12 protein-coding genes and 1 riboswitch are annotated in these 24193 nt (G+C 32.6%); of the genes, 8 read left to right on the top strand and 4 right to left on the bottom strand.

Features of this window, described 5'->3' with window-relative positions:
- Nucleotides 1-31: 31 nt before the first annotated feature.
- From CLOCEL_RS05955 to CLOCEL_RS05945, 3 genes are all read right to left on the bottom strand, one after another.
- Nucleotides 32-1771, bottom strand: a complete 1740-nt coding sequence (locus CLOCEL_RS05955; RefSeq protein ID WP_010076193.1) for a flavin monoamine oxidase family protein — start codon at nucleotides 1769-1771, stop codon at nucleotides 32-34.
- A gap of 254 nt (nucleotides 1772-2025) precedes the next feature.
- Nucleotides 2026-3843, bottom strand: coding sequence for an ABC transporter ATP-binding protein (locus tag CLOCEL_RS05950; protein WP_010076194.1), 1818 nt, complete (start codon nucleotides 3841-3843; stop codon nucleotides 2026-2028).
- Entirely contained in the window at nucleotides 3836-5656 is a 1821-nt protein-coding gene (locus tag CLOCEL_RS05945; protein WP_010076195.1) for an ABC transporter ATP-binding protein, read from the bottom strand. Before CLOCEL_RS05945 ends, CLOCEL_RS05950 begins: the two co-directional genes overlap by 8 nt.
- 334 nt (nucleotides 5657-5990) lie before the next feature.
- Between CLOCEL_RS05945 and CLOCEL_RS05940 the strand changes: the two genes are divergently transcribed.
- From CLOCEL_RS05940 to CLOCEL_RS05920, 5 genes are read left to right on the top strand one after another with little or no spacing between them, the layout of a single operon-like run.
- Nucleotides 5991-7133 carry an ABC transporter substrate-binding protein gene (locus CLOCEL_RS05940; RefSeq protein ID WP_010076196.1) on the top strand — a complete coding sequence of 381 codons (1143 nt, stop codon included), beginning with the start codon at nucleotides 5991-5993 and terminating at the stop codon, nucleotides 7131-7133.
- Between the two features lie 21 nt (nucleotides 7134-7154).
- Nucleotides 7155-8030: a branched-chain amino acid ABC transporter permease gene (locus CLOCEL_RS05935; protein WP_010076197.1), complete on the top strand. Its 876-nt coding sequence runs from the start codon at nucleotides 7155-7157 to the stop codon at nucleotides 8028-8030.
- Between the two features lie 9 nt (nucleotides 8031-8039).
- On the top strand, nucleotides 8040-8996 hold the full coding sequence (locus CLOCEL_RS05930; RefSeq protein ID WP_013291653.1) for a branched-chain amino acid ABC transporter permease: 957 nt from the start codon (nucleotides 8040-8042) through the stop codon (nucleotides 8994-8996).
- Between the two features lie 3 nt (nucleotides 8997-8999).
- Nucleotides 9000-9758, top strand: coding sequence for an ABC transporter ATP-binding protein (locus CLOCEL_RS05925; RefSeq protein ID WP_010076199.1), 759 nt, complete (start codon nucleotides 9000-9002; stop codon nucleotides 9756-9758).
- A gap of 2 nt (nucleotides 9759-9760) precedes the next feature.
- Nucleotides 9761-10465: an ABC transporter ATP-binding protein gene (locus tag CLOCEL_RS05920; RefSeq protein ID WP_010076200.1), complete on the top strand. Its 705-nt coding sequence runs from the start codon at nucleotides 9761-9763 to the stop codon at nucleotides 10463-10465.
- A 53-nt stretch (nucleotides 10466-10518) separates the two neighbouring features.
- Here the strand turns inward: CLOCEL_RS05920 and CLOCEL_RS05915 are convergent, their stop codons facing one another.
- A complete protein-coding gene (locus CLOCEL_RS05915; RefSeq protein WP_010076201.1) occupies nucleotides 10519-10926 on the bottom strand; it encodes a secondary thiamine-phosphate synthase enzyme YjbQ in 408 nt (135 codons plus the stop codon).
- A 454-nt stretch (nucleotides 10927-11380) separates the two neighbouring features.
- On the opposite strand from CLOCEL_RS05915, the gene CLOCEL_RS22585 reads away from it, so the two are divergent.
- The 3 genes from CLOCEL_RS22585 (at nucleotide 11381) to CLOCEL_RS05905 (ending at nucleotide 24040) form a co-directional block, all read left to right on the top strand.
- Entirely contained in the window at nucleotides 11381-11551 is a 171-nt protein-coding gene (locus tag CLOCEL_RS22585; RefSeq protein ID WP_010076202.1) for a hypothetical protein, read from the top strand.
- A gap of 542 nt (nucleotides 11552-12093) precedes the next feature.
- The gene (locus CLOCEL_RS05910) at nucleotides 12094-17904 is read left to right on the top strand and encodes an OmpL47-type beta-barrel domain-containing protein (RefSeq protein ID WP_013291652.1); all 5811 of its coding nucleotides are present in this window, start codon (nucleotides 12094-12096) and stop codon (nucleotides 17902-17904) included.
- A gap of 574 nt (nucleotides 17905-18478) precedes the next feature.
- Nucleotides 18479-18569, top strand: a riboswitch (cyclic di-GMP riboswitch).
- 95 nt (nucleotides 18570-18664) lie between these two features.
- Nucleotides 18665-24040: an OmpL47-type beta-barrel domain-containing protein gene (locus CLOCEL_RS05905; protein WP_010076205.1), complete on the top strand. Its 5376-nt coding sequence runs from the start codon at nucleotides 18665-18667 to the stop codon at nucleotides 24038-24040.
- Nucleotides 24041-24193 lie beyond the last annotated feature (153 nt).

The raw sequence follows: 24193 nt of genomic DNA, 5'->3' as shown, positions 1-24193 counted from the left end.
AAGCAACCTAATGAAAATCTTAAGAGCAGTTTTAAATATCATCGTGGCTTACTAATATATTTTTACAATATTCTGCTATAGCATTTGCCGCCTTCATTCCAGTATTTACTGATGCCTCTATCCATCCATGAGCAAGACCTATATGCTCTCCAGCGAAATATACTCTGTTATCATATTCTGGTTTTATCATAGCAGCAGAAAAAAGCTGTTGTTGCTCTGGCATAAAGTAACAAAATCCTCCATAAAACCCTTTCTCACTATCCCATAAAACAGATTTATAATCATCAACTACAGAATCAAGATATCCAGGCTTTAAGCGATGAACTAATTCAACCTGTCTTTTTATATTTTCAATACGAGTTTTCTCTGGTAAATTTCCTAGCCTTAATGCATCTTGTCCAAGATTGTAGGAAGCTAAGAGAACTCCAGCATCATAAAAACTGTGTTTTTTACTAACAACTCTCTTATTATTTAAAACAATATTGCTATCAACACTTGGACAGCATGGATACCAGATAGTTTGAATAGGCAAATCTGTGGATGAACCACCTCCAACAATTCTATTTTTAGCATCTCCAACTTCCCAAAAGCGCTCATTACACATAAAAACAGTTTTTTGTGATGATACGTAGTAAACTTCTTTTATTGACTGCATCTTTTCTGGAGTGAAATATGGTTTAACTTCTACATTCCTAAGACTTGAGAAAGGAATTGTGCAGATAACAAAGTCAAAGATTTGCTTTCCAACCTCTGCTGAACGTTCATCTATATACTTAAGAGTAACCTTATTACCTATATCTTCTTTATATATACCAGTAACAGTCTTTCCGCATCTCCAGCTTACTCTTTTAATATTTTTATTCTTTAGTTCTGAATATTCTTTTGGGGTTTTACTCATAAGAGAGCGATAAAAAGCTAAAGGAAGATTCACTGCTCCGCCTACTATTGCATATCTAAAAGCAGAATCAACAGTATACTCTTCTTGCATATTTTCGGAATAGCTATTGTTATAGAAAGCACCAAGAAAAGGAATAATACCTGAAATCATCTCAATAGCTCCTTCACTTACCCCCATTTTCTTCATAACCTCTCTTATACTATAGCTTCCCAAGGCCCGTATAGGAGTTGAGTAATGTTCCTTATTCTGCAGAAGTTCTTTTCTTAGTTCAGGATCAACCTTTAAGAATGGAGTTGCTAATGCATTGCCTACAATTTTTTGCCACGGGCTACTTCTTTCCATTTCCGTAAGATTAAATTCTGGATAAATATTTTTCATAACACTGAGACCCTGAGGATCATTTCTCGCATGCTTTCCTCTTATATAAATTAAAGTATTTTCATTATTTTGAACAAAAGGTATTGTGTCTAAGCCAAATAAATTTATATAATGCCAAGTTGTCCCATGACTTGCTGGAATACGCATAGCGCCAAGTTCTCCATAGAGCTTTTTATCCCTATCAAAATAATGAGTATAAACTCTCCCTCCAATACGCCTATCTTCAGTCTCAAAGATAGTAATATCAAAGCCAAGTTTTCTTAACTCAAATGCTGAAGATAAACCTGCAAGTCCGCCACCAATTATACCGATTTTTATTCCCTCACACCTATCTGGCTCAACAATAGTTGTTATGTCTTTAGGAGGATTAAGTAATTCAAGTAAATTCTCGTAATCTTCAGGATGATTAGCTTCTTCCAATGCTATCTTCATCATCCTATGTCTTTCTTCATCTGTGGGATTATTAGGTTGTTTGAATTTTTTATCTGTATCCAAATAAATTCATCTCCTCAAAAATTAATCCCAATAAATATTATTCCTTTACCATTTATAGCAGTAATTCTAAGATAATTATATTGTTAAGTTTATAAAACAAGAACTCCATTTCATATATTAGAGCTCTTATTTTAAATTAATACAAAAATAGCACCTACAAGTTCTTTAAGCTTATAAGTGCTGTTTCATTAATTTTTTGATTTCTATTGTATGTCATGGATTATTAAATTGTAATTTCTAATTTAATATTAGAACTATTCTTCAACATAATAATGCGCTTGCTTTTCAAACATTGTTGCATACTTACCTTGCTTTTCCATCAATTGAGCATGAGTACCCTCTTCAATAATTTCTCCATTCTCAAACATATAGATTTTATCTGCAATTTTAGTTGTTGAAAGTCTATGAGAAATAAAAATAATCGATGCGTCTTCAGCATTTTCCATCATGCTCTTATTAAGCTTATACTCTGCTATAGGGTCAAGAGCACTTGAAGGCTCATCCAAAATTGCAACCTTAAATGGCTTTGCAAACATTCTAGCAATAGCAAGCTTTTGAGCTTCACCACCAGAAAAAGCTGTACCATCATCTGAAAATTCCCTTGTTAACTCTGTATCTATTCCCATAGATAAGCTTTGAAGTTTTTTAGAAAAATCAGCCTTTTGAAGAGAAGTTAATGCCACTTCCTCACTATTTTCATTTAGATTATCCATTATTACATTTTCAGAAAGGGTTGCAGCATAGACCTGATAATCTTGAAATACAACTCCGATATTATCACGATAATCTTTTATAGAAAAATCCTTTATATTAGAATCTCCATATGTAATTTCACCTTCTGTTACATCATAAAGTCTCATCAACAATTTCACGAAGGTTGTCTTTCCAGCGCCATTATGACCTACAAGGGCTATTTTCTCCTTTGGATTAATTGTAATATTAATATTTTTTAAAGCATAATTTTCACTGCCATCATACTTAAAGCTCATATTTTTTATCTCAATGATTGAAAGCTCTGAAGGTAATTCTTTTGTACCTTTGCTTTCTTCAATGTTAACCTCATATTCAACAAACTTTCTAAACCTCTCAGCATATAATCCAACCTTTTGAATGTCAGCAAAAACATAATTTAATTGATCTAAACGACCACGAACAGAATTTGCTGCTGTATTCATTGAAGCGACATCGCCAAGAGCAATCTCTTTTCTAACAAGTGCTAGATACCCTAAATAAGCAGGCAAGCAAAAGAAGGATAAAAAAGTGAATACAGTAATCCAATTAATTAAAGAATACACAGCTATCTTTATTCCATATTTTTTTGCAACGGTTCTTTGTTCTTCAATTGACTCATCAAATTGATTTCGCAAGGGCGTTGCTATTCCAGACAATTTTATTTCTTTAGCATATTCAGGCTGATAAAATACACGTTTAGAATAATCACTTTTTCTAGCTACAATCTTTTTTGCCATATTCATTTCATATTCTGTTTTAATAATCTGATATCTAGTAAATAGATTTACAAAGAACCCTGTAACAGGAAAAACTGTAATGATAGGATTAATAGTAAATATGATTCCTGATATAGTTAACACTGCAATAGAGGATGAAATCAATGATGAAAGACTAGTAACACATAGCCCTAGCATTTCCTCAGCTTGAGCTGCGGCAATTACATAGTCATCAAAATATTTAGGATTATCATAGCACATAAGATCAATACGAGCCGCCTTTTTAATAAAAACCCTCTGAATCTTTCCTGAAATATTAGTTATCTTTGCCTCAAAATATTGATTTGTACAAATATTAAACACTTCTAAAATTATAATTGCTGTCATTCCAATTAGAATTATCGTCAATATTTCTCTAAAGGTCTTTTTAGCCATTACTGCATCAATCACCATTTTTAGCATTAAGGTAGAGAATAAAGAAAATCCCACCGTTGTTATGATATTAGTAAAAAAGCTAAAGATAATTACCTTTGGATTCATAGACAAGGCATAGCGAAATACGAATAAATTATTTGAAATAATCTTTTTAAAAGGAATTTTTTCTCGTTCTATATGATTATTCATATTTCATCGCCTCCTCTTCTCTATAATTTTCTGCTTGCAAATTAAACATTTCTGCATACTTCCCATTTAAAGTCATCAATTCTTCATGGGTTCCTTGCTCAATTATTCTTCCTTTTTCAAGCATATATATTTTATCTGCCATTCTTGCAGAGGATAATCTATGAGAAATAAAAATTACCGTCTTATTTTTAGCAACCTCCATCATATTGTTGTACATATTGAACTCAGCAATTGGATCTAATGCACTTGAAGGTTCATCTAAAATTGCCATATCATAATCCTTAGCAAATATTCTTGCGATTGCAATCTTTTGCGCTTCTCCTCCTGATAAGCCCATGCCCTCTTCATCAAATTCCTTTGTAAGCATTGTATCAAGCCCCTTAGGCAATTCTCGAAGCTTCTCTCCAAACTGAGCTTTTTCAAGAGCCTCTTCCACTCTTTTTATTTCCTGTTCATTTATAGGAGACTTCATTAAAACATTTTGTACAAGGGGTAGTGCGAATATCTGAAAATCTTGAAAAACAACGCCAAAACGCTGATAATATTCATTACTATCATAGTTTAAAATGTTATTACCACCAGCAATAACTTCTCCGTCAGTTACTTGATAAAGCCCCATTAATAATTTTACAATAGTAGTTTTCCCTGCACCATTATGTCCAACTAAGGCTATTTTTTCACCTTTGTGAATATGCATAGAAAGATTATTTATTACAGGCTCCTTAGCCCCCTCATAGGTATAGCTGACATTCCTTAATTCAATGTCGTCAATAGGCTCTGCAATAGGAATCAATCTTCCCTGTTTATTTTCCTGTTGATATTCAAGAAACTCTCGAAGATTTTGTATAAAAGCACCTTGCTTTGTAAGCTCAATAACTTCTCTTATTCCTCCTTCAATATTATAAGAAACTGCACCAATAGCATTAATCATAGCAATATACGGGGCAATTAAAACATCATTACCACTAGTTGTTCGATATGCAATATAAATTATTGAGCCAAAGAACATAAGCACATAGAAAACTAACTGATTTATAATTGAATAAATTGCTAACTTTTTGCGAATCTTAACGTCTATTTCATATAGATTATCAAAGGCTTCTCTATGCTTTCTAAAAAGCAGTTCTTTTATATTGTAGAGCCTTATTTCTCCAGCATATTTCTTTTCAAAAAATATTCTCTTTGTATATCCTACAACACGATTTGAACGTGTTTTTTCTAAGCTCATCTGATACCAAAGCTTACTACTAGCTCTTGCAACCAAAAGACTACTTACCACTGGAAAAAATACAAAAAGCAATAAAATCCAATCAACATTAATAATTATCATCGATGTACATAATACAGCGATTGCTGAAGCACATATTCTTGCTATAGAATCAAGAGTTTTAAAAGCTCTGTCTATTGCTTCATCTAAAGCTCTTGTAAATTTATCATAAAAATCTGGTTGCTCAAATTTAACCAAAGGCATATCTTGTGCCTTTAGAATAATCTTATCAAATATGTGCTTATAGATTTTAGGATCATTCCTTGCAGTATAGTAGGTATACCAAGCAGAAAGTATATGTATTCCTATGTGACATATACATCCAAAGCCAATAAAAAGAATTAATTCATAATAGCTAGAGTTAGTTTCAATAGCTGTAAATATGTATTGTGTCAAATAAACAAAAAAGAAAACATAAAAAAGTTGCTCTGCTGTTATCCTAAAAATTGTTGCGAATATTCGAAAAGGAGATGCTTCCCAAAGCAATTTTAATATATAGCCTATATTATTAAAATTGCTAACCTTTTGTTCATTCTTCTCTTTCATAAAATCACCACCCTTTTCAACTCCATCTTCATCTTATCAATTTGACTTTTATGTAAAATTCAATTCTTATATCTATAAAAATAAATACTTATTTATTATCTAAGTTTCCATTACTAATATTTATAATAAATTTTTATATTAACTAAGTAAATAGTTAATATAAAAATACCAGTCAATTTTGTAACATTACCTTTATTTTGATTTATTGTAGTTTACACCTTAATATGTTATTATGTCCATAACACAAAATTTTCATTTTAAGTACTCATATTCCATTATAACAAATAAGTTGAAAACAAGGAATTATAGTGCTGTAAAATAAGGAGGAATTATTATGAAAAAGCAAATAGTTGCTGGTATCTTGATCTCAGCTATGACAATGACATTATTAGCAGGTTGTGGCGAAAAAAAATCTAACGACAGCTTAATTAAAATAGGTGCAATTGGACCTCTATCTGGTGCTGCTTCAACTTATGGTATATCCGTTAAGGAAGGAACATCTTTACTTGAAAAAGAAATCAATGATGCAGGGGGCATCAATGGTAAAAAAATTCAATTTGTCTTTGAAGATGATCAAGCAGAACCAAATTCTGCGACCCAAGCTTTCAATAAACTTGTTGATGATGAAAAGGTAGTCGCTATTCTTGGCGGCGTTACTTCTGGTGCAACTCTCGCTATAGCGCCAAATGCAACAGCAAAAAAAATCCCAATGCTTACCCCTACAGGAACTGAGCCAACTATTACAAAAGTAGGCGGAGAATATATGTTCAGAGGTTGTTTTATTGACTCTTTCCAAGGAGAAGTTTTAGGTAAATATGCTTCGGAAACCTTAAAAAAGAAAACAGCTGCTGTTCTATATAACTCTGGTTCAGATTATTCGAAAGGCGTAGCTGATGCCTTTAAAACAAAGTTTGAATCTGAAGGCGGAAATGTATCAGAATTCCTTACTTATAATGATAAGGATACAGATTTTAAAGCACAATTAACAAAAATTAAAACTGCAAATCCTGATGTCCTAGTATTACCTGATTATTATAATGTAGTTGGTCTTATAGCAAAACAAGCAAGAAATATAGGAATACAATCTCAATTCTTAGGCGGAGACGGATGGGAATCAGAAGATTTGATTAAAATCGGTGGGGATTCTGTTAATGGTGCATTATATATAAACCATTATTATTCTGCTGATACAGATGAAAAAGTAAAAACCTTTGTAGATGCTTACAAAAAAGAATACGACAAAGAACCTGATGCTTTTGCAGCCCTTGGATATGATTCATCAAAAATCCTAGTAAAAGCTATTGAAAAGGCTAATGATACTGACGGAGAAGCAATCAAAAATGCATTAGCTTCTATAGAGTTAGACAGTGTTACTGGAAACATTAAATTCGGTGGCGATAGAAGTGCTATAAAAACAGCTGCTATCATCAAAATTGATGGAGATAAAAAAGTTTTAGTTACAAAAGTTAATTCTTAAGATAATAAGGAGAATTATGTGATGGAATTCTTACAACAACTTGTAAATGGACTTGCTTTAGGTAGTGTGTATGCTTTACTTGCATTAGGATATACCATGGTATATGGTATTATCCAGCTTATTAATTTTGCACACGGTGAAATATATATGATAGGAGCCTTCGCAGGCTTCTATTCTGCTACTACCTTAGGTTTACCACTGATACCAACTTTATTAATCGCAATGTTAGTATCTGCTTTGGCAGGTATAATAATCGAAAAAATTGCTTATAAACCCTTACGAAATTCACCGAGAATTACTTTGTTGATTACCGCAATAGGAATATCTTTATTGCTACAAAACGCTATGAGGATTTTAGTAGGTTCAAATCCAAAGCCCTTTCCTGATTTAATTAATGCAGGAGTTTTATCTATAGGACCTATAGAAATCGAATGGAAAACAATATTGATGTTTGTGGTTTCTTCTTTACTTGTAATTGTTCTTCAATTCATTGTTTATAAAACTAAAATAGGAAAAGCAATGCGTGCTTCTTCTCAAGATATGGAAGCAGCTTCCTTGATGGGTATAAATGTTAACAATACAATTTCTTTTACCTTCGCTGTTGGTTCTGCTCTAGCAGGAATTTCTGGTGTTCTGGTTGCTATATCTTATCCTAGTATTACTCCTTATATGGGCGTTATGCCAGGTCTTAAATCCTTTGTAGCAGCAGTTCTTGGAGGTATTGGGAGTATTCCTGGTTCTCTTCTTGGTGGGATTTGTATAGGACTTCTTGAAACCTTTTCTAAAGGTTATATATCAACAAAATTTTCAGATGCAATTGTTTTTGGAGTTTTAGTAGCAATACTTTTAATTAAACCCTCTGGTTTGCTAGGCAAAAAAAACAGAGAGAAAGTTTAGGTGATGGATATGAAGAAGCTTTTAAAGAACAAACCTCTGTTAATTTTATTATCTTCTATAGTAATATACTTTCTTTTATTTGGACTCATTAAATCAAAAATCATAAGTAATTATTATGCAGGGATTATTAATCTTACACTAATTAATATTATATTGGCAGTTTCTCTTAATTTAATCGTTGGTTTCACAGGTCAACTATGTTTGGGACATGCAGGCTTTATGTCAATTGGTGCTTACGTTTCTGCAGTAATCACTATAAAACTAGGAACTCCATTGGTAATTTCAATTATAGCTGGAGCCATAGTCGCTAGTATTATTGCTGCATTAATTGGATATCCTACTTTAAAGCTTACAGGAGATTATTTTGCCATAACGACCTTAGCTTTTTGTGAAATAATAAGAATAATAATTATGAATATTGATTTTGTTGGAGGTGCACGTGGCCTAACAGGTATACCATTAAAATCTAATCTACTGATTATATTGATTTTTATGACAATTACCATTATCGTTATTTATAATATAATACATTCATCACAAGGAAGAGCCATGCTCTCAGTACGTGAAGATGAAATTGCTGCAGAATCTATGGGAATACATAGTTTTAAATATAAAATTCTCGCCTTCATCATAGCAGCCTTTTTTGCTGGAATAGCTGGTGGACTTTATGCTCATTATATAGGTTATATTCAACCAACTCTATTTGATTTTAATAAATCAATAGATTATTTAACCTTTGTAGTATTTGGCGGCATGGGCTCGCTTTCAGGTTCAGTTCTTGCAACAATATTATTAACCTTCTTACCAGAACTCCTAAGAGACCTAAATGATTACAGAATGATTATATATCCGTTAGCATTAATACTCCTTATGATATTTAGACCTCAAGGATTACTTGGAAACAAAGAAGTATCCTTGAAAATATTTAAGAACTTGAAAAAAGCTAAAGCTGGAAAGGAGAATTAATAGATGTTGAATATAAAAGATCTTTCAATTGCCTTTGGTGGATTAAAAGCAGTATCTGATTTCAACCTAACCTTGAAAAAAGAAGAAATTGTTGGTTTAATTGGACCTAATGGAGCTGGTAAAACTACTGTATTCAATATGTTAACAGGAGTTTATAATCCAACTGGCGGAACCATTACTTATCTTGGCGAAAATATTAATGGTCTTAAACCTTTTAATATTACTAAAAAGAAAATAGCACGAACTTTTCAAAACATAAGATTATTTTCTGACCTTACAGTACTTGATAATGTTAAGATTAGTTTCAATTATATGATTAGGTACAACCTTTTAGATTCTATTTTTAGAACTCCAAAATATAAAAAAGAGGAAGCTGAAATTACTAATAAAAGCATAGAACTATTAAAAGCATTTTCATTGGATAGCAAAATTAATGAGTATGCTAAGAACCTTCCTTATGGAGAACAAAGAAAACTCGAAATAGTTAGAGCTCTAGCAGCAGAACCATCTCTATTATTATTGGATGAGCCAGCTGCTGGTATGAACCCTCAAGAAACCATAGAACTTATGAATCTTATAAATTGGATCAAAAATAAGTTTAATATATCTATTTTATTGATTGAGCATGATATGAAACTGGTAATGGGTATTTGTGATAGGATTGCAGTACTTGATTACGGAAAAAAAATTGCGGAAGGTACTCCCGAGGAAATTAGAAATAATCCTAAGGTAATCGAAGCTTATCTAGGAGAGGGGGAATAACAATGCTAAAATTAGATAACGTTAATCTATATTATGGTGTAATCCATGCGTTAAAAGATATTTCTCTTGAAGTTTCTCAAGGTGAAATAGTAACCTTAATCGGAGCTAATGGTGCTGGAAAAACCTCTATTCTAAGGTCAATCTCCGGACTGGAGCAAATAAAATCTGGTGCAATTACCTTTAAAGACTCTCAAATAAATAAAATTTCTGCAAATAAAATTGTTTCTCTAGGTCTTTCTCACGTCCCTGAAGGCAGAAGAGTTTTTCCTGACTTAACAGTAAGAGAAAATTTAGAATTAGGAGCTTATTTAAGAAAAGATAAAGGTATTATAAAATCGGATATGGAAATGGTTTTTTCAAAGTTCCCTAGATTAAAGGAACGAGAAAAACAACGCTCTGGCACCTTATCTGGTGGTGAACAACAAATGCTTGCAATAGGCAGAGCCTTAATGAACAGACCAGCGATGCTTATTTTAGATGAGCCATCTATGGGACTTGCTCCTCTTGTAGTAAAAGAAATCTTTAATACTATAGTACAAATAAACAAATCTGGTACAACAATACTTTTAGTTGAGCAAAATGCTAATATGGCACTGGCTATTGCTAACAGAGCTTACGTGCTTGAAACTGGTAAAGTAGTTCAATCTGGTGATGCAAAAATTCTTCTTGATGATGAAAGTATTAAAAATGCATATCTTGGAGATTAGTTAAAAAGCCTAGGACTAACTGATAATATTTTCAGTAGTCCTATATTTTTATTTTATCCTTCAATAATTTTAACAAAAACCTTTCTATTTCTCGGACCATCAAACTCACAGAAATATACACTCTGCCAAGTTCCTAAAATCGGCATTCCATCATTTATAATAATTGTTTTCTCTGCACCGACATAAGAAGACTTTAAATGTGCATGAGAGTTCCCTTCAAAATGTCTATAGTCTCCTTTTATAGGAAATACTTTATCCAGTGTCACTATCATATCCCTAACTACATCTGGATCCGCATTTTCATTAATAGTTATACCTGCAGTTGTATGTGGACAATAAATAACTGCTATACCCTCTTCTATAGCAGACTTGTCTATAGCATCTTTAATCAAATATGTAATATCAACAAATTCTTGAAATTTTGACGTTGATACTGAAAACTGGAACAAATTACTCTTCATATAAAACCTCCTCCTTATTTTTGTAATATTATGTTTTATTGTAACATAAATAGAGTTATTATGTTCAAGGGAAGTTTTTTTCTTAATCTAAAACTTATTAACAGACTTCTTAGCATCTTTGATGCTTAGAAATCGTTATCCAAGAGCATACCAACTTCTAACACCAATTTGTAGGATATGTGTGTTATCACTGGTGAACATCGAATAAAAATTGAGAATATTTTCTTTAAAAATTTAAGCTAAAAAGCGATTAAAATGCATTCTAAAATCGAATACTATTTAATGATTTCTGTAGTGAGTAATGTTAGCTTATAGCAAATAAAAACTATATGTATCAATATAAAGTTCTTTTTTAACTTCCCTCACTACAAGCTATCAGAATTGTAGTTTTACTAATACTACTACTGCTATAAGTTAATCCATTAAAATTTATAACTTCTTAGGAGGGATTTTCATGGATAATAACAAAAATAGAATCAAAGACAGACCGAAATCTAATGCAGAAAGAAGAAAAATGTATTCTGAAGTAGGCTCAGAAATAGCCATGGATCATGGTGAAAAATTAGGCTCTCATTCTAATGGCAAGAAATATACGAAGAGATCTAAATTATCCCACAATAAGTAGACACATCAAGTTCATAAATATCATCTGCATATTAAATATAAAAATTATAAACAAGTTTTTTTCAAAATGATCTGTGGAAATTGAAGTACACATTATTTTCTCATTTTAAACACTAATTACTTCCACAACACAAATTGATTGATAAAGAAAATAAACAGTATCATTTTTAATTTAAATGATACTGTTTATTTTCTATTACTTTTTCCTTTAATATTTTTTATCTCATTTTTAATAATCATATATTTATTCTCCATATTTACACATATATTACTAAATTTAATATCTGATTAAAATTTGTAAACATTTTCACATATTCATCAATTATTTGTTTGTCTATATAATACAAATATTGTATAATTAAATTAGATATTTAATTTAATTACATTTCATTTATATCAAAACAATTAATTACAATATTCTTTATAAAAGCTTCATTAAAAAATATTATACTTTTATGAAGAATTTTAAATTTATTAAGTTTTGTATAATGACAGATTTTTTTAAATATCTAAAAAATATATTTTTGGAAGGTGGGATCTATCATGAAAAAACATCGTCTTAGCAGCTGTCTATTTTTTGTTTCACTGCTAATAACGTTACAACTGGTTTTTCCTTTTGTAAACGTATTCGGTTCCCCATCTAATACCATAGTTTTACCACCAAGTAATCTTACATTAGAGTTAACTACACCTAGTGATGTAAAGCTTACTTGGAGCCCGATTTATGGTGCTACTGGATATAATATCTACGGTATTCTTGATGGTCAAATTACAAAACTTTCTACCACCACGTCAACCTCCTATGTTATAAATAACATAGCAGAAGGTGATTATAGTTATGTTATATCAACATTAAGTGGTGATAGCGAATCTGGTCCTTGCGCACCGGTTTCAACAACTATTGATTATCCAACAATGGCTGCACCAACAAACTTAGTTTCTAAGGTGCAGAATGCAAATGATATATCTTTGACTTGGACAAGTTCTCAATATGCTCAAAGCTACAAGGTATATCAACTTGCCACGGATGGCACAAAAACTTTAGTATCTTCAGTGAATACTAATTCATACATTGCTGCTAATTTACCTGCTGGCAGCTATACTTATGTAGTTTCTGCTATTAATCCTCTTTACGGTGAATCTGTGGTTTCAACTGAAACCAAAGCTGAAGTAATTCACCCAACAATGGCAGCACCTACTAATTTAACCTCCTCTATCGTAAACGGAAATGATATTACACTTAGATGGACTACTACAACATACGCTACTAGCTATAAGGTTTACCAAATCATTGATGGTCAAAAGGTACTAAAAAGCACCGTTGCAAGCACAAGTGCTTCTTTTGCTAATATGCCTGCTGGTAATTATGATTTCGAAGTTTATTCCTTTAGTGATCGCTTTGGTGAATCGCAAGTTGGAAGTTCAACATCACTTTCATTAACTTTACCAACAATGCAGGCACCAACCAATTTTACTTATACTGTTACAAACGGAAACGATATTACATTAAAATGGAATGCCTCAACCTACGCAACAGCTTACAATATATATCAAATTATCGATGGACAGAAAGTGCTTAAAGGTACAGTTACTTCGACTTCTGCAACTTATAGCAATATGCCACAAGGAGATTATTCTTTTGAAGTATATTCCTATAGTAATAGATTTAATGAATCTCCTACTGGAGCTCAAACATCTTTTTCATTAGTTTGGCCAATAATGCAAGCTCCTGACAATTTAACTTATTCTATTGCAAACGGAAATGATATCAATTTAAAATGGTCATCAGTTCCTAATGCAAAAGGATATAAAGTTTACCAAGTTATAAATGGAGAAAGAGTTTTAAAGAGTACTGTAGCAACAACTACTGTTACTTATGCAAATCTTCCTGCTGGAGATTATACATATGAAGTTGTTTCCTATAGTGATCGTTTTGGTGAGACACAAACAGGCAACACTGTTAATGTATTTTTAGTTCTTCCAACTATGGAAGCACCAGCAAATGCAATACAAACTATTAAGAGTGCTAACTCTTTTTCGTTAACTTGGGATTCAGTACCATATGCTACAAGCTATAAAGTATACCAAATAGTTAATGGTGAAAAAGTTTTAAAAAGCACTGTAACTAATACAACATTATCTTTTTCAAACATGACTCCAGGTGAGTATAGTTATGAAATTTATTCTGTTTCTTCTCGTTTCGGCGAATCAGTTAATGGAGCTAATGTTACATTTAATTTAGATGGACAAGTATTAGATGCTCCTGGAAATTTAACTTATACTATAACAAATGGTAATGATATTACATTAAGATGGACAGCAGTACCATATGCTACAAGTTATAAAGTATATCAAATGGTTAATGGAGAAAAAGTTTTATTAAAAACTGTTACCACTACAAGTGTTGTTCTTACAAATATGGCTGGTGGCGATTACGATATTATTGTAGACGCTATATCAACAACTTTAGGTGAATCTCCAGTTGGAGCTGAAACTACTTTCTCATTAGTCCTTCCAGTAATGGATGCCCCAGGAAATCTAGCTTATACTCTTAAAAATGGAAATGATGTAGTCCTTACTTGGTCAGCTGTGACTTATGGAATAAACTACAAAGTGTATGAGCTAATAGATGGACAATATGTTCTAAAAACAACTGTAACTACTACTACAGCAACTTTAACTAATGTGTCAAAAGGGGATCATACTTATGTTGTTACCGCTGTAAGCCCTCGTTTCGGCGAAACACAAGAAGGTAGCCAAACATCATTTACACTTGACTTCCCAACTATGGTTAAACCTGAAAACTTAACATATAGTATTGCAAGTGGAAATAATGTTACGCTAAGCTGGAATGCAGTTGCTTATGCAAAATCTTATAATGTTTATCAAATAATTGATGGACAAAGAGTATTAAATCAAACAGTAACAGGCACATCTGTATCATTTGTTAATATGACACCTGAAGGTGATTATACCTTTGAAGTGACTTCTAACAGTGATCGTTTTGGCGAATCAGAAGAAGGAAGTCAAGTATCTCTTAGTTTAGTTTTCCCAGTTATGGTTGCACCAAGCAATTTTGCATATACCATTACAAACGGAAACTATATCAACTTAAAATGGGATATCGTGCCATATGCTACAAGCTATAAAATTTATCAAATTGTAAATGGCGAAAAAGTATTAAAATCAATCGCTACTACTAATTCAGCTAGTTTCTCTAATATGCCTGAAGGAGATTATAGCTATGAAATTTACTCATATAGTAGCCGTTTCGGTGAATCACTAGACGGAAGCAGAGTAGATTTCACTTTAGTTTTCCCAATAATGCAAGAACCAGCTAATTTAACTAATACCATTGTAAATGGAAATGACATTAAATTAATTTGGAATGCATCAACTTATGCAACAGCATATAATGTATATCAAATTGTTGATGGACAAAAAGTTCTAAAACAAACTGTTACTACTACAACTGCGACCTTCACTAACTTACCAGCTGGCAATTATACCTACGAGGTTTACTCTTACTGTCCTCGTTTTGGTGAATCACCAGTAGGTAGTTCAATAGATATTTCTTTAGTTTGGCCAATAGTTCAGCCACCAACAGTAACTAGAACTATATCTAATGTTAATAACATAACTTTAGCTTGGCAAAAAGTTACTTGGGCTACTGAATATCGTGTATATGAAATAGTAAACGGTGTTGATCAACTATTATATAAAGGGACTGCCTTAACTTATGTTGGCTACAATTTAACTGAAGCTACTCATAGTTTCAAAGTGACTGCATACAGTACTCGTTTTGGTGAGTCAGTAGCATCAAATATAATAACTGAAAAAATTGTATATCCAATTATGCAAAATCCAACTGTAACTGCAAAAGTAGTAAATGGTACTTCTGTTAAACTTACTTGGAATCTTATCAACTATGCTAATGGATACAATATCTATGAAATCATAGATGGCAAACCAGTTCTACTTGTAAAAAACTTAAACAACTTAACTTATACAATAACTAATGCTTCACTTGCTACTCATCAATATGTTGTTACTTCATATAGTAATTCTTTTGGTGAATCAGCACTATCTACTGCAAAAGCGACAGCTATTATTGTTGATACTGTTGCACCAGTTACAAGTGCTACTGCAGAAGCAAACTGGACAAATAAAAGTTCAGTTACAGTTGCTTTATCAGCAGCTGATGCTCTATCAGGCGTTGCAAAAACATACTATTCAATAAATGGTGGTGCTTATGTAGAAGGAACATCATTTGCAATAACTCAAGAAGGTATTACAAAAGTTACCTTCTACTCTGTTGATAAATCAGGTAATACTGAAGCAGTTCAAACAATATACATAAAAATTGATAGAGTAACACCTATCACAACTTCAGATATAAATGCAAGCTGGTCAAAGAATGCTGTACCTGTTAAATTAAGTGCTACAGATTCCCTAAGTGGAATTTCTAAGACTTTCTATTCAATTGATGACTTAAGCTTTGTTGAAGGTGCTTCTTTTACATTACAAGGAGAAGGTGTTCATAAAGTATCCTTCTACTCAGTAGATAATGCAGGAAATGCTGAAACTGCTACTATAACTTATGTTAGAATTGATAGTTCAGCTCCAGTTACAACTTCTGATGTAAATGGAAATTGGACAAATAATGATGTAGTTGTTAACTTAACTGCTACTGATGCTTTAAGTGGTGTTTCAAAAACTTTCTACTCAATTGATGATTCAAGCTTTGCTGAAGGTACTTCTTTCACAGTACAAGGAGAAGGTGTTCACAAAGTAACCTTCTACTCAATTGACAACTTAGGAAATACTGAAGTAGTTAATACTGTATATGTAAGAATAGACAATTCAACTCCAATTACTATCTCCGATATAAGTGATAACTGGTCAAAAGATAATGTAGTTGTTAGCTTAACTACTACTGATGCTTTAAGTGGCGTTTACAAAACTTTCTACTCAATTGATGATGCTGACTTTACTGAAGGTACTTCTTTCACAGTACAAGGAGAAGGAACTCACAAAATAGCATTCTACTCAGTTGACAATGCTGGTAATATTGAAGCTACTACTACAACTTATGTTAAGATCGACAACGTAGGTCCAACTACAATTTCAGATTTAACTGACAATTGGTATAAAAATGATGTAACTGTTAACTTAACTGCTACTGATGCTTTAAGTGGCGTTTCAAAAACTTTCTACTCAATTGATGATGCTGACTTTGCTGAAAGTACTTCTTTCACAGTAACTGGAGAAGGAACTCACAAAGTAGTATTCTACTCAGTTGATAATGCTGGTAATGTTGAAACTACTACTACAACTTATGTTAAGATCGACAACGTAGGTCCAACTACAATTTCAGATTTAACTGACAATTGGTATAAAAATGATGTAACTGTTAACTTAACTGCTACTGATGCTTTAAGTGGCGTTTCAAAAACTTTCTACTCAATTGATGGTGCTGACTTTGTTGAAGGTACTTCTTTCACAATAACTGGAGAAGGAACTCACAAAATAGTATTCTACTCAGTTGACAATGCTGGTAATGTTGAAACTACTACTACAACTTATGTTAAGCTTGATAACAAAGGACCTGTTACTATCTCTGATATAAAAGATAGTTGGTCAAAAAATGATGTAACTGTTAACTTAACTGCTACTGATGCTTTAAGTGGCGTTTCAAAAACTTTCTACTCAATTGATGGTGCTAACTTTGTTGAAGGTACTTCTTTCACAGTAACTGGAGAAGGAACTCACAAAATAGTATTCTACTCAGTTGACAATGCTGGTAATGTTGAAACTACTACTACAACTTATGTTAAGATCGACAAAACTGGACCAACAGTAACAATGAATCTAAATGATAAATATGACCTTAATGCTACACTAGCATTAAACTATACAGCACAAGATGCTCTTTCTGGAGTATTAAGTGGAAAGATTCTTGTTTTAAAACCTGGTGATACAGTTGCAACAGAAATTGCTAATGGCGGAAGCATTAAACTTGATAAGGCTGGTACTTACAAAGTAACTGTTATAGTTACTGATGCAGCTGGAAACAGCACTACTGTTGAAAAAACAGTAACTGTTAGCGCTCCAGTTACTCCACCAACACCAACTACACCTGATTGTCCTTACCATGACCATTGCTGTGGACATTTCAGACTTGAAGTACAAATTTTCTTCTTATACTTCACTATAGATGTTTGTTGGGATAAAAATTATAACTTCCATGCAACTTTAGAATTTGGTTGGAACTCTAATTATAATAAATCTTCATGTTCCCAAAAACTTCCTAAACAAATTTCTAAAAAGGCAATTTTAAAACTTTTCTTCTAAAATTAAATATTTAAACTTAGTTGAAAGGTTGTTGGAATAATTTGTTTTTAACAAGTAATTCCATACTACTTTATTAAAGGGGGTGCCAAATAGGCATCCCCTTTTTATTGTAAAAATCATTGGACCCTAAAGTTTTTATTGGTAATATAAACTTAAAAATACATCTTCTTTTACTATAATAATAGGTTGAAACCACTTAATTTCTTGAGTCTATTTTCAAGTCACATTTGAAATAATTATCCCCCCCCAAAACCTCGTGTCGAACTTTGTATTTTTTTGATTGTTTATTGTATAAAACAGTTGTATAATTATAATCAGATATACGAAGTTATAGCGTATCTTTTTTAACAAGACATTTACTTAATATAAGGTTCTTTAGTAAACACTTAATTTATTCATTAGAATTAAAATACCAGAAGTTCTGATATTTCAAATGTTTAAAAGGTGTTTTTTTTATCAAAACATTAGATGAATAAATAATCAATTTACTATTTAACCTTATTGCCCTTACAAAAATTAAGAATTGTGGAGTTTAAAATATAGGTTATTAAACCCGTATATCAAACTTAAGAAAAAGTGAAAAAGGCAAATCATGGGAAATCATGAGACGCAAAGCCATGGGCCTGTACCACACATTATATGTTGGATGGCAGCCGGTTACCACGAGGAATATAGCTATCGTTGGATAACTATACATTTTTTTGCAACGAAAAATTTTCCTTTCCTTTTCCCTTTTTCACAAAGAAAGGCGGGGTCAATAATGAAAAAATATTATCTTAGCAGTTGCCTTTTCTTGGCATCACTGCTATTAACGTTACAACTGGTCTTCCCTTTTGTAACCGTATCTGCAGCAACTATCAATACCAACCTTCTGCCACCAAGCAACCTTGCTCTTGAGCTTACTACCCCTAGCGATGTAAAGCTTACTTGGAGCTCAGTTTATGGTGCCACTGGCTATACTATATATGGGATTATTGATGGTCAGCTTATTCAACTTGCTACTACAACATCAACATCCTATACTTTCAATAACCAAGCAGAAGGTGCTTATAGCTATGTTGTATCAACTTCAAGTGGTGATAGTGAGTCTGGTCCTTGTGCACCAGTATCAGCTACTGTTGATTATCCAACTATGGCTGCACCAGCAACTTTAACTGGTAAAATCCAAAATGGAAATGATATAGCATTAAGTTGGACAAGTTCTCAATATGCCCAAAGCTATAATGTTTATCAAGTTTCTACAAACGGGGATAAAACTTTAGTTACTTCAGTAAAAACTACTTCTTACACTATTCCAAATGTAGTTGCTGGAAGCTATACTTATTCAGTTTCTGCTGTTAACGCTCTTTATGGAGAATCTGTTCCATCAAGTGAAGCTAAATTAGATGTTATTTATCCAGTTATGTCAGTTCCTGGTAATTTCACTTACACAATAGCAAACGGAAATGATATTACACTTAAATGGACTGGTACACCTTATGCTACAAGCTACAAGGTTTATCAAGTTATTAACGGAGAAAAAGTATTAAAGAGCACAGTTTCAACTACAAGTGCTTCTTACACTAACATGCCTGCTGGCGATTATGCTTTTGAGGTTTATTCCTTTAGTGATCGATTTGGTGAATCACAAGTTGGAAGTGCAACATCACTTTCATTAACTTTACCAGTGATGCAAGCTCCTAGTAATTTAACTTATACTGTTACAAACGGGAACGACATTACCCTAAAATGGAGTCCTTCGACTTATGCAACAGCTTATAATGTATATCAAATTATCAATGGAGAAAAAGTTTTAAAGAGTACAACTACTTCAACTACTGCAGTTTATAGCAATCTACCAGAAAGTGATTACTCTTTTGAAATATACTCTTATAGTAGTAGATTTAACGAATCTCCTACTGGAAGCCAAACATCCCTATCATTAGTTTGGCCAGTAATGCAAGCCCCAGAAAATTTGACCTATTCAATTGCAAACGGAAATGATATTTCATTAAAATGGACAGCAATTCCTTACGCAAAAGGCTACAAGGTTTACCAGATTGTAAATGGAGAAAGAGTTTTAAAAAGCACTGTAACAACAACTGCAGTTACTTATGCAAATCTTCCTGCTGGAGATTATACCTATGAAGTTACTTCATATAGTGACCGTTTTGGTGAAACACCAGCTGGCAGCACTACAAACATTTCTTTAATTCTTCCAGTTATGGAGGCACCAACAAGCGCTATACAAGCAATTAAGAGTGCTACATCTTTCACATTAACTTGGGATGCAGTACCATATGCTACAAGCTATAAGGTTTACCAAGTAGTTAATGGACAAAAAGTTTTAAAAAGTACTGTAACTACAACTTCAGTATCATATACAAACATGACTGCTGGTAGCTATATATATGAAATTCATTCATATTCAACTCGCTTTGGAGAATCTGCAGAAGGCTTTACTCTTACCTTCACATTGAACGGACAAGTTCTTCAAGCACCAACAAACTTAACTTACACTATAACAAATGGTAATGATATAACTTTAAAATGGACTGCCGCTCCATATGCTACAAGTTATAAAATATATCAAGTAATTAATGGCGAATTAGTTTTGAAAAAGACTGTTACTACAACAGCTGCTGCATTTACTAATATGCCTGAAGGTGATTACTATTTCGTAGTAAACTCAGTATCCGCAGTTTTAGGTGAATCTCCAGTTGGAGCTGAAACAACATTTTCATTAACTCATCCAGTTATTGCTGCTCCAGGAAACCTAACTTATGCTATTAAGAATGGAAATGACATAACTTTTACTTGGTCAGCTGTCCCTTACGCTAATAGCTATAAGCTTTATGAATTAGTAGATGGACAATATGTTTTAAAAACAACAGTAACTGCTACATCTGCAACTTTATCTAATGTTTCAGAAGGAGACCATAACTACTATGTTACTGCTGTAAGTTCTCGTTTTGGAGAAACAGTAGAAGGAAGCCAATCAACTGTTTCAGTTGTTTTCCCAACAATGTTAAACCCAAATAACTTAACTTATACTATTACAAGCGGAAATAACATCACTCTAAATTGGAGTCCAGTGACTTATGCAAAATCTTATAATGTTTATCAAATAATTGATGGACAAAGAGTATTAAAGCAAACCGTTACAGGCACAACAGCAGGTTTTTCAAATATGCCTGAAGGAGACTATACCTTTGAAGTAACTTCTGCTAGTGATCGTTTTGGCGAATCACAACAAGCAAGTACAGTTTCATTAAATATAGTTTTCCCAGTTATGCAAGCTCCAGCTAACTTTGCTTATGTCATCTCTAACGGTAACTATTTTACTTTAAGCTGGGCTACAGTACCATATGCTACAAACTACAAAATTTATCAAATCATAAATGGAGAAAAGGTGTTAAAATATACTTTAACAAACACTGTTACTTCTTTAACATTTGGTAATATGCCTGAAGGAGATTATAGCTACGAAATATACTCCTACAGCAACCGTTTTGGTGAATCTTCAGCAGGAAGTAATTTAAGCTTCACTTTAGTTTTCCCAACAATGCAAGCTCCACTTAACCTAACTAGTACTATTTTAAACGGAAATGACATTAATTTGAAATGGACTGCAGCACCTTATGCAACAGCTTACAATATTTATCAAATTATAGACGGACAAAAAGTATTCAAACAAACAGTTACTACTAATGCAGTAACTTTTACAAATCTTCCAGCTGATGACTATGTTTATGAAGTATATTCATATGCTACTCGTTTTGGAGAATCACCAGTAGGTAGCCAAATACAAGTTTCAGTAATCTGGCCAGTAGTTCAAGCACCAACGGTTACTAGAAATGTTTATAACGTAAATAACATTACTTTAACTTGGCAAAAAATTACTTGGGCAAATGAATATCGTGTATATGAAGTAGTAGGCGGTGTTAATCAATTACTATATAAAGGAACAGCATTAACTTATACTGCGTTCAATGTATCAGAAACTACTCACAACTATATAGTAACTGCTTATAGCACTCGTTTCGGTGAATCAGTTGCTTCAAATCAAATAACTGAAACTATCATATACCCAGATATGCAAGCTCCAAATGTAACTGTTAAGATCGTGAATCCAACAACAGTTCAGCTTTCTTGGAACTTTATCACTTACGCTAATGGATACAATATATATGAAATTATTGATGGTAACCCAGTTCTACTTGTTAAGAACCTAAATAATTTATCATATACTCTATACAATGTTTCATACGCAAATCATCAATACTTTGTTAGCGCTTACAGTAACTCTTTTGGTGAATCAGCACCATCTAGCACTGTTTTAGCAAAACTTATTGTTGATACTACTGCACCAGTTACAAGTGCTAATGCACAAACAGATTGGACAAACCAAAATTCTGTAAATGTTACTTTATCAGCAGTTGACACTGAAACAGGTGTTGCAAATACCTATTATTCAATAAACGATGGTGCCTTTATAGCAGGAACTTCATTTGCTATAAGTGCTGAAGGTATTACAAAAGTATCTTTCTACTCAGTTGATAAAGTAGGAAATATCGAAGCAACAAAAACAATCTATGTTAAACTTGATAGAACTGCTCCTGTTACTATTTCAGATGTAAATGGGAATTGGACAAAGAACGATGTAACTGTAAACTTAACTGCTACTGATGCTTTAAGTGGCGTTTATAAAACTTTCTACTCAATTGATAATTCAAGCTTTGCTCAAGGAACTTCCTTCACAGTAAGCGGAGAAGGCATTCATAAAGTAACCTTCTATTCAGTTGATAAGGCTGGAAATATCGAAACTGCTACAACTGTTTACGTAAGAATCGATAATTCAGCTCCAGTTACTATTTCAGATTTAAATGATAACTGGTCTAAAGATGATGTAACTGTAAACTTAACTGCTACTGATTCTTTAAGTGGCGTTTATAAGACTTTCTACTCAATTGATGATTCAAGCTTTGCTCAAGGAACTTCCTTCACAGTAAGCGGAGAAGGCGTTCACAAAGTAACCTTCTATTCAATTGATAACGCTGGAAACATCGAGACTACTACAACTGTTTATGTAAGAATCGATAATTCAACTCCAGTTACTATTTCAGATTTAAATAATAACTGGTCTAAAGATGATGTAACTATTAACTTAACTGCTACTGATGCTTTAAGTGGCATTTATAAGACTTTCTACTCAATTGATGATGCTGATTACGTTGAAGGAACTTCATTGACAGTAAGTGGTTCAGGTATCCACAAAGTAACCTTCTATTCAATTGACAACGCTGGAAATATTGAACCTACTACAACTGTTTATGTAAGAATCGATAGTTCAGCTCCAGTTACTATTTCAGATTTAAAGACAACTTGGTCAAAAAATGATGTAACTGTAAACTTAACTGCTACTGATGCTTTAAGTGGTGTTTATAAGACTTTCTACTCAATCGATGGTTCTGATTACCTTGAAGGAACTTCTTTCATAGTAAAAGGAGAAGGTATCCACAAAGTAAGCTTCTATTCAGTAGACAATGTTGGTAACATCGAAACAATTACAACAACTTACGTTAAAATTGATAGAACTGCTCCAACAATATCAATGAACTTAGATGGCTTATATAAACTTGGTTCAACATTAAAATTATCTTATGTTGTATCAGACAACCTTTCTGGTATAGCTAGCGAAAAAATGCTTGTTTTTGCTCCAAATGATACTCTTGGAAAAGAAGTTTTAAATGGTTCAACAATCCAAATTGATAAAGCAGGCGTTTATAAGGTAATTGTTACTGCAACTGATGCTGCTGGAAACACTGTTAAAATTGAAAAGCAATTCTCAGTATACATTGTAGCTAACATCCAAGTAACTGCACAAAATATTAAAGCTAACAATGGAGTATTTACTGTTCGTGTAGATATGCCAACGGAATACGCAGGTCTTGGTTTTGACCTTGACACTGCAAAAGTTAATGGTGTAAGTGCCCTTAACAGCAACAATGGTTATTACAACCAAGCTAAACACGGTCAATTCAAATTTAACCGTTCAGACTTTAGTTGGACATCTCCAGTACAAGTAATCCAATTCAGCTGCTATGTAAATGGATACCTTGTAATTGGTGAAACAACTGTTAATGTTAAATTATAATATTCTATATGCTTTACAATAATAGTGAAGCAACTGGCAATGTTAGATTATAATATTAGCTAAAAAAATAGACCCTCTGCAAAACTGCAGAGGGTTTTCTTTAATCAATAAACTTATTTACTATTTTATTTTTTATCTGAAATATTAATAAAG

Source organism: Clostridium cellulovorans 743B (assembly GCF_000145275.1).
GTDB lineage: Bacteria > Bacillota > Clostridia > Clostridiales > Clostridiaceae > Clostridium_K > Clostridium_K cellulovorans.
This window is presented reverse-complemented; position numbering and strand designations above follow the sequence as displayed.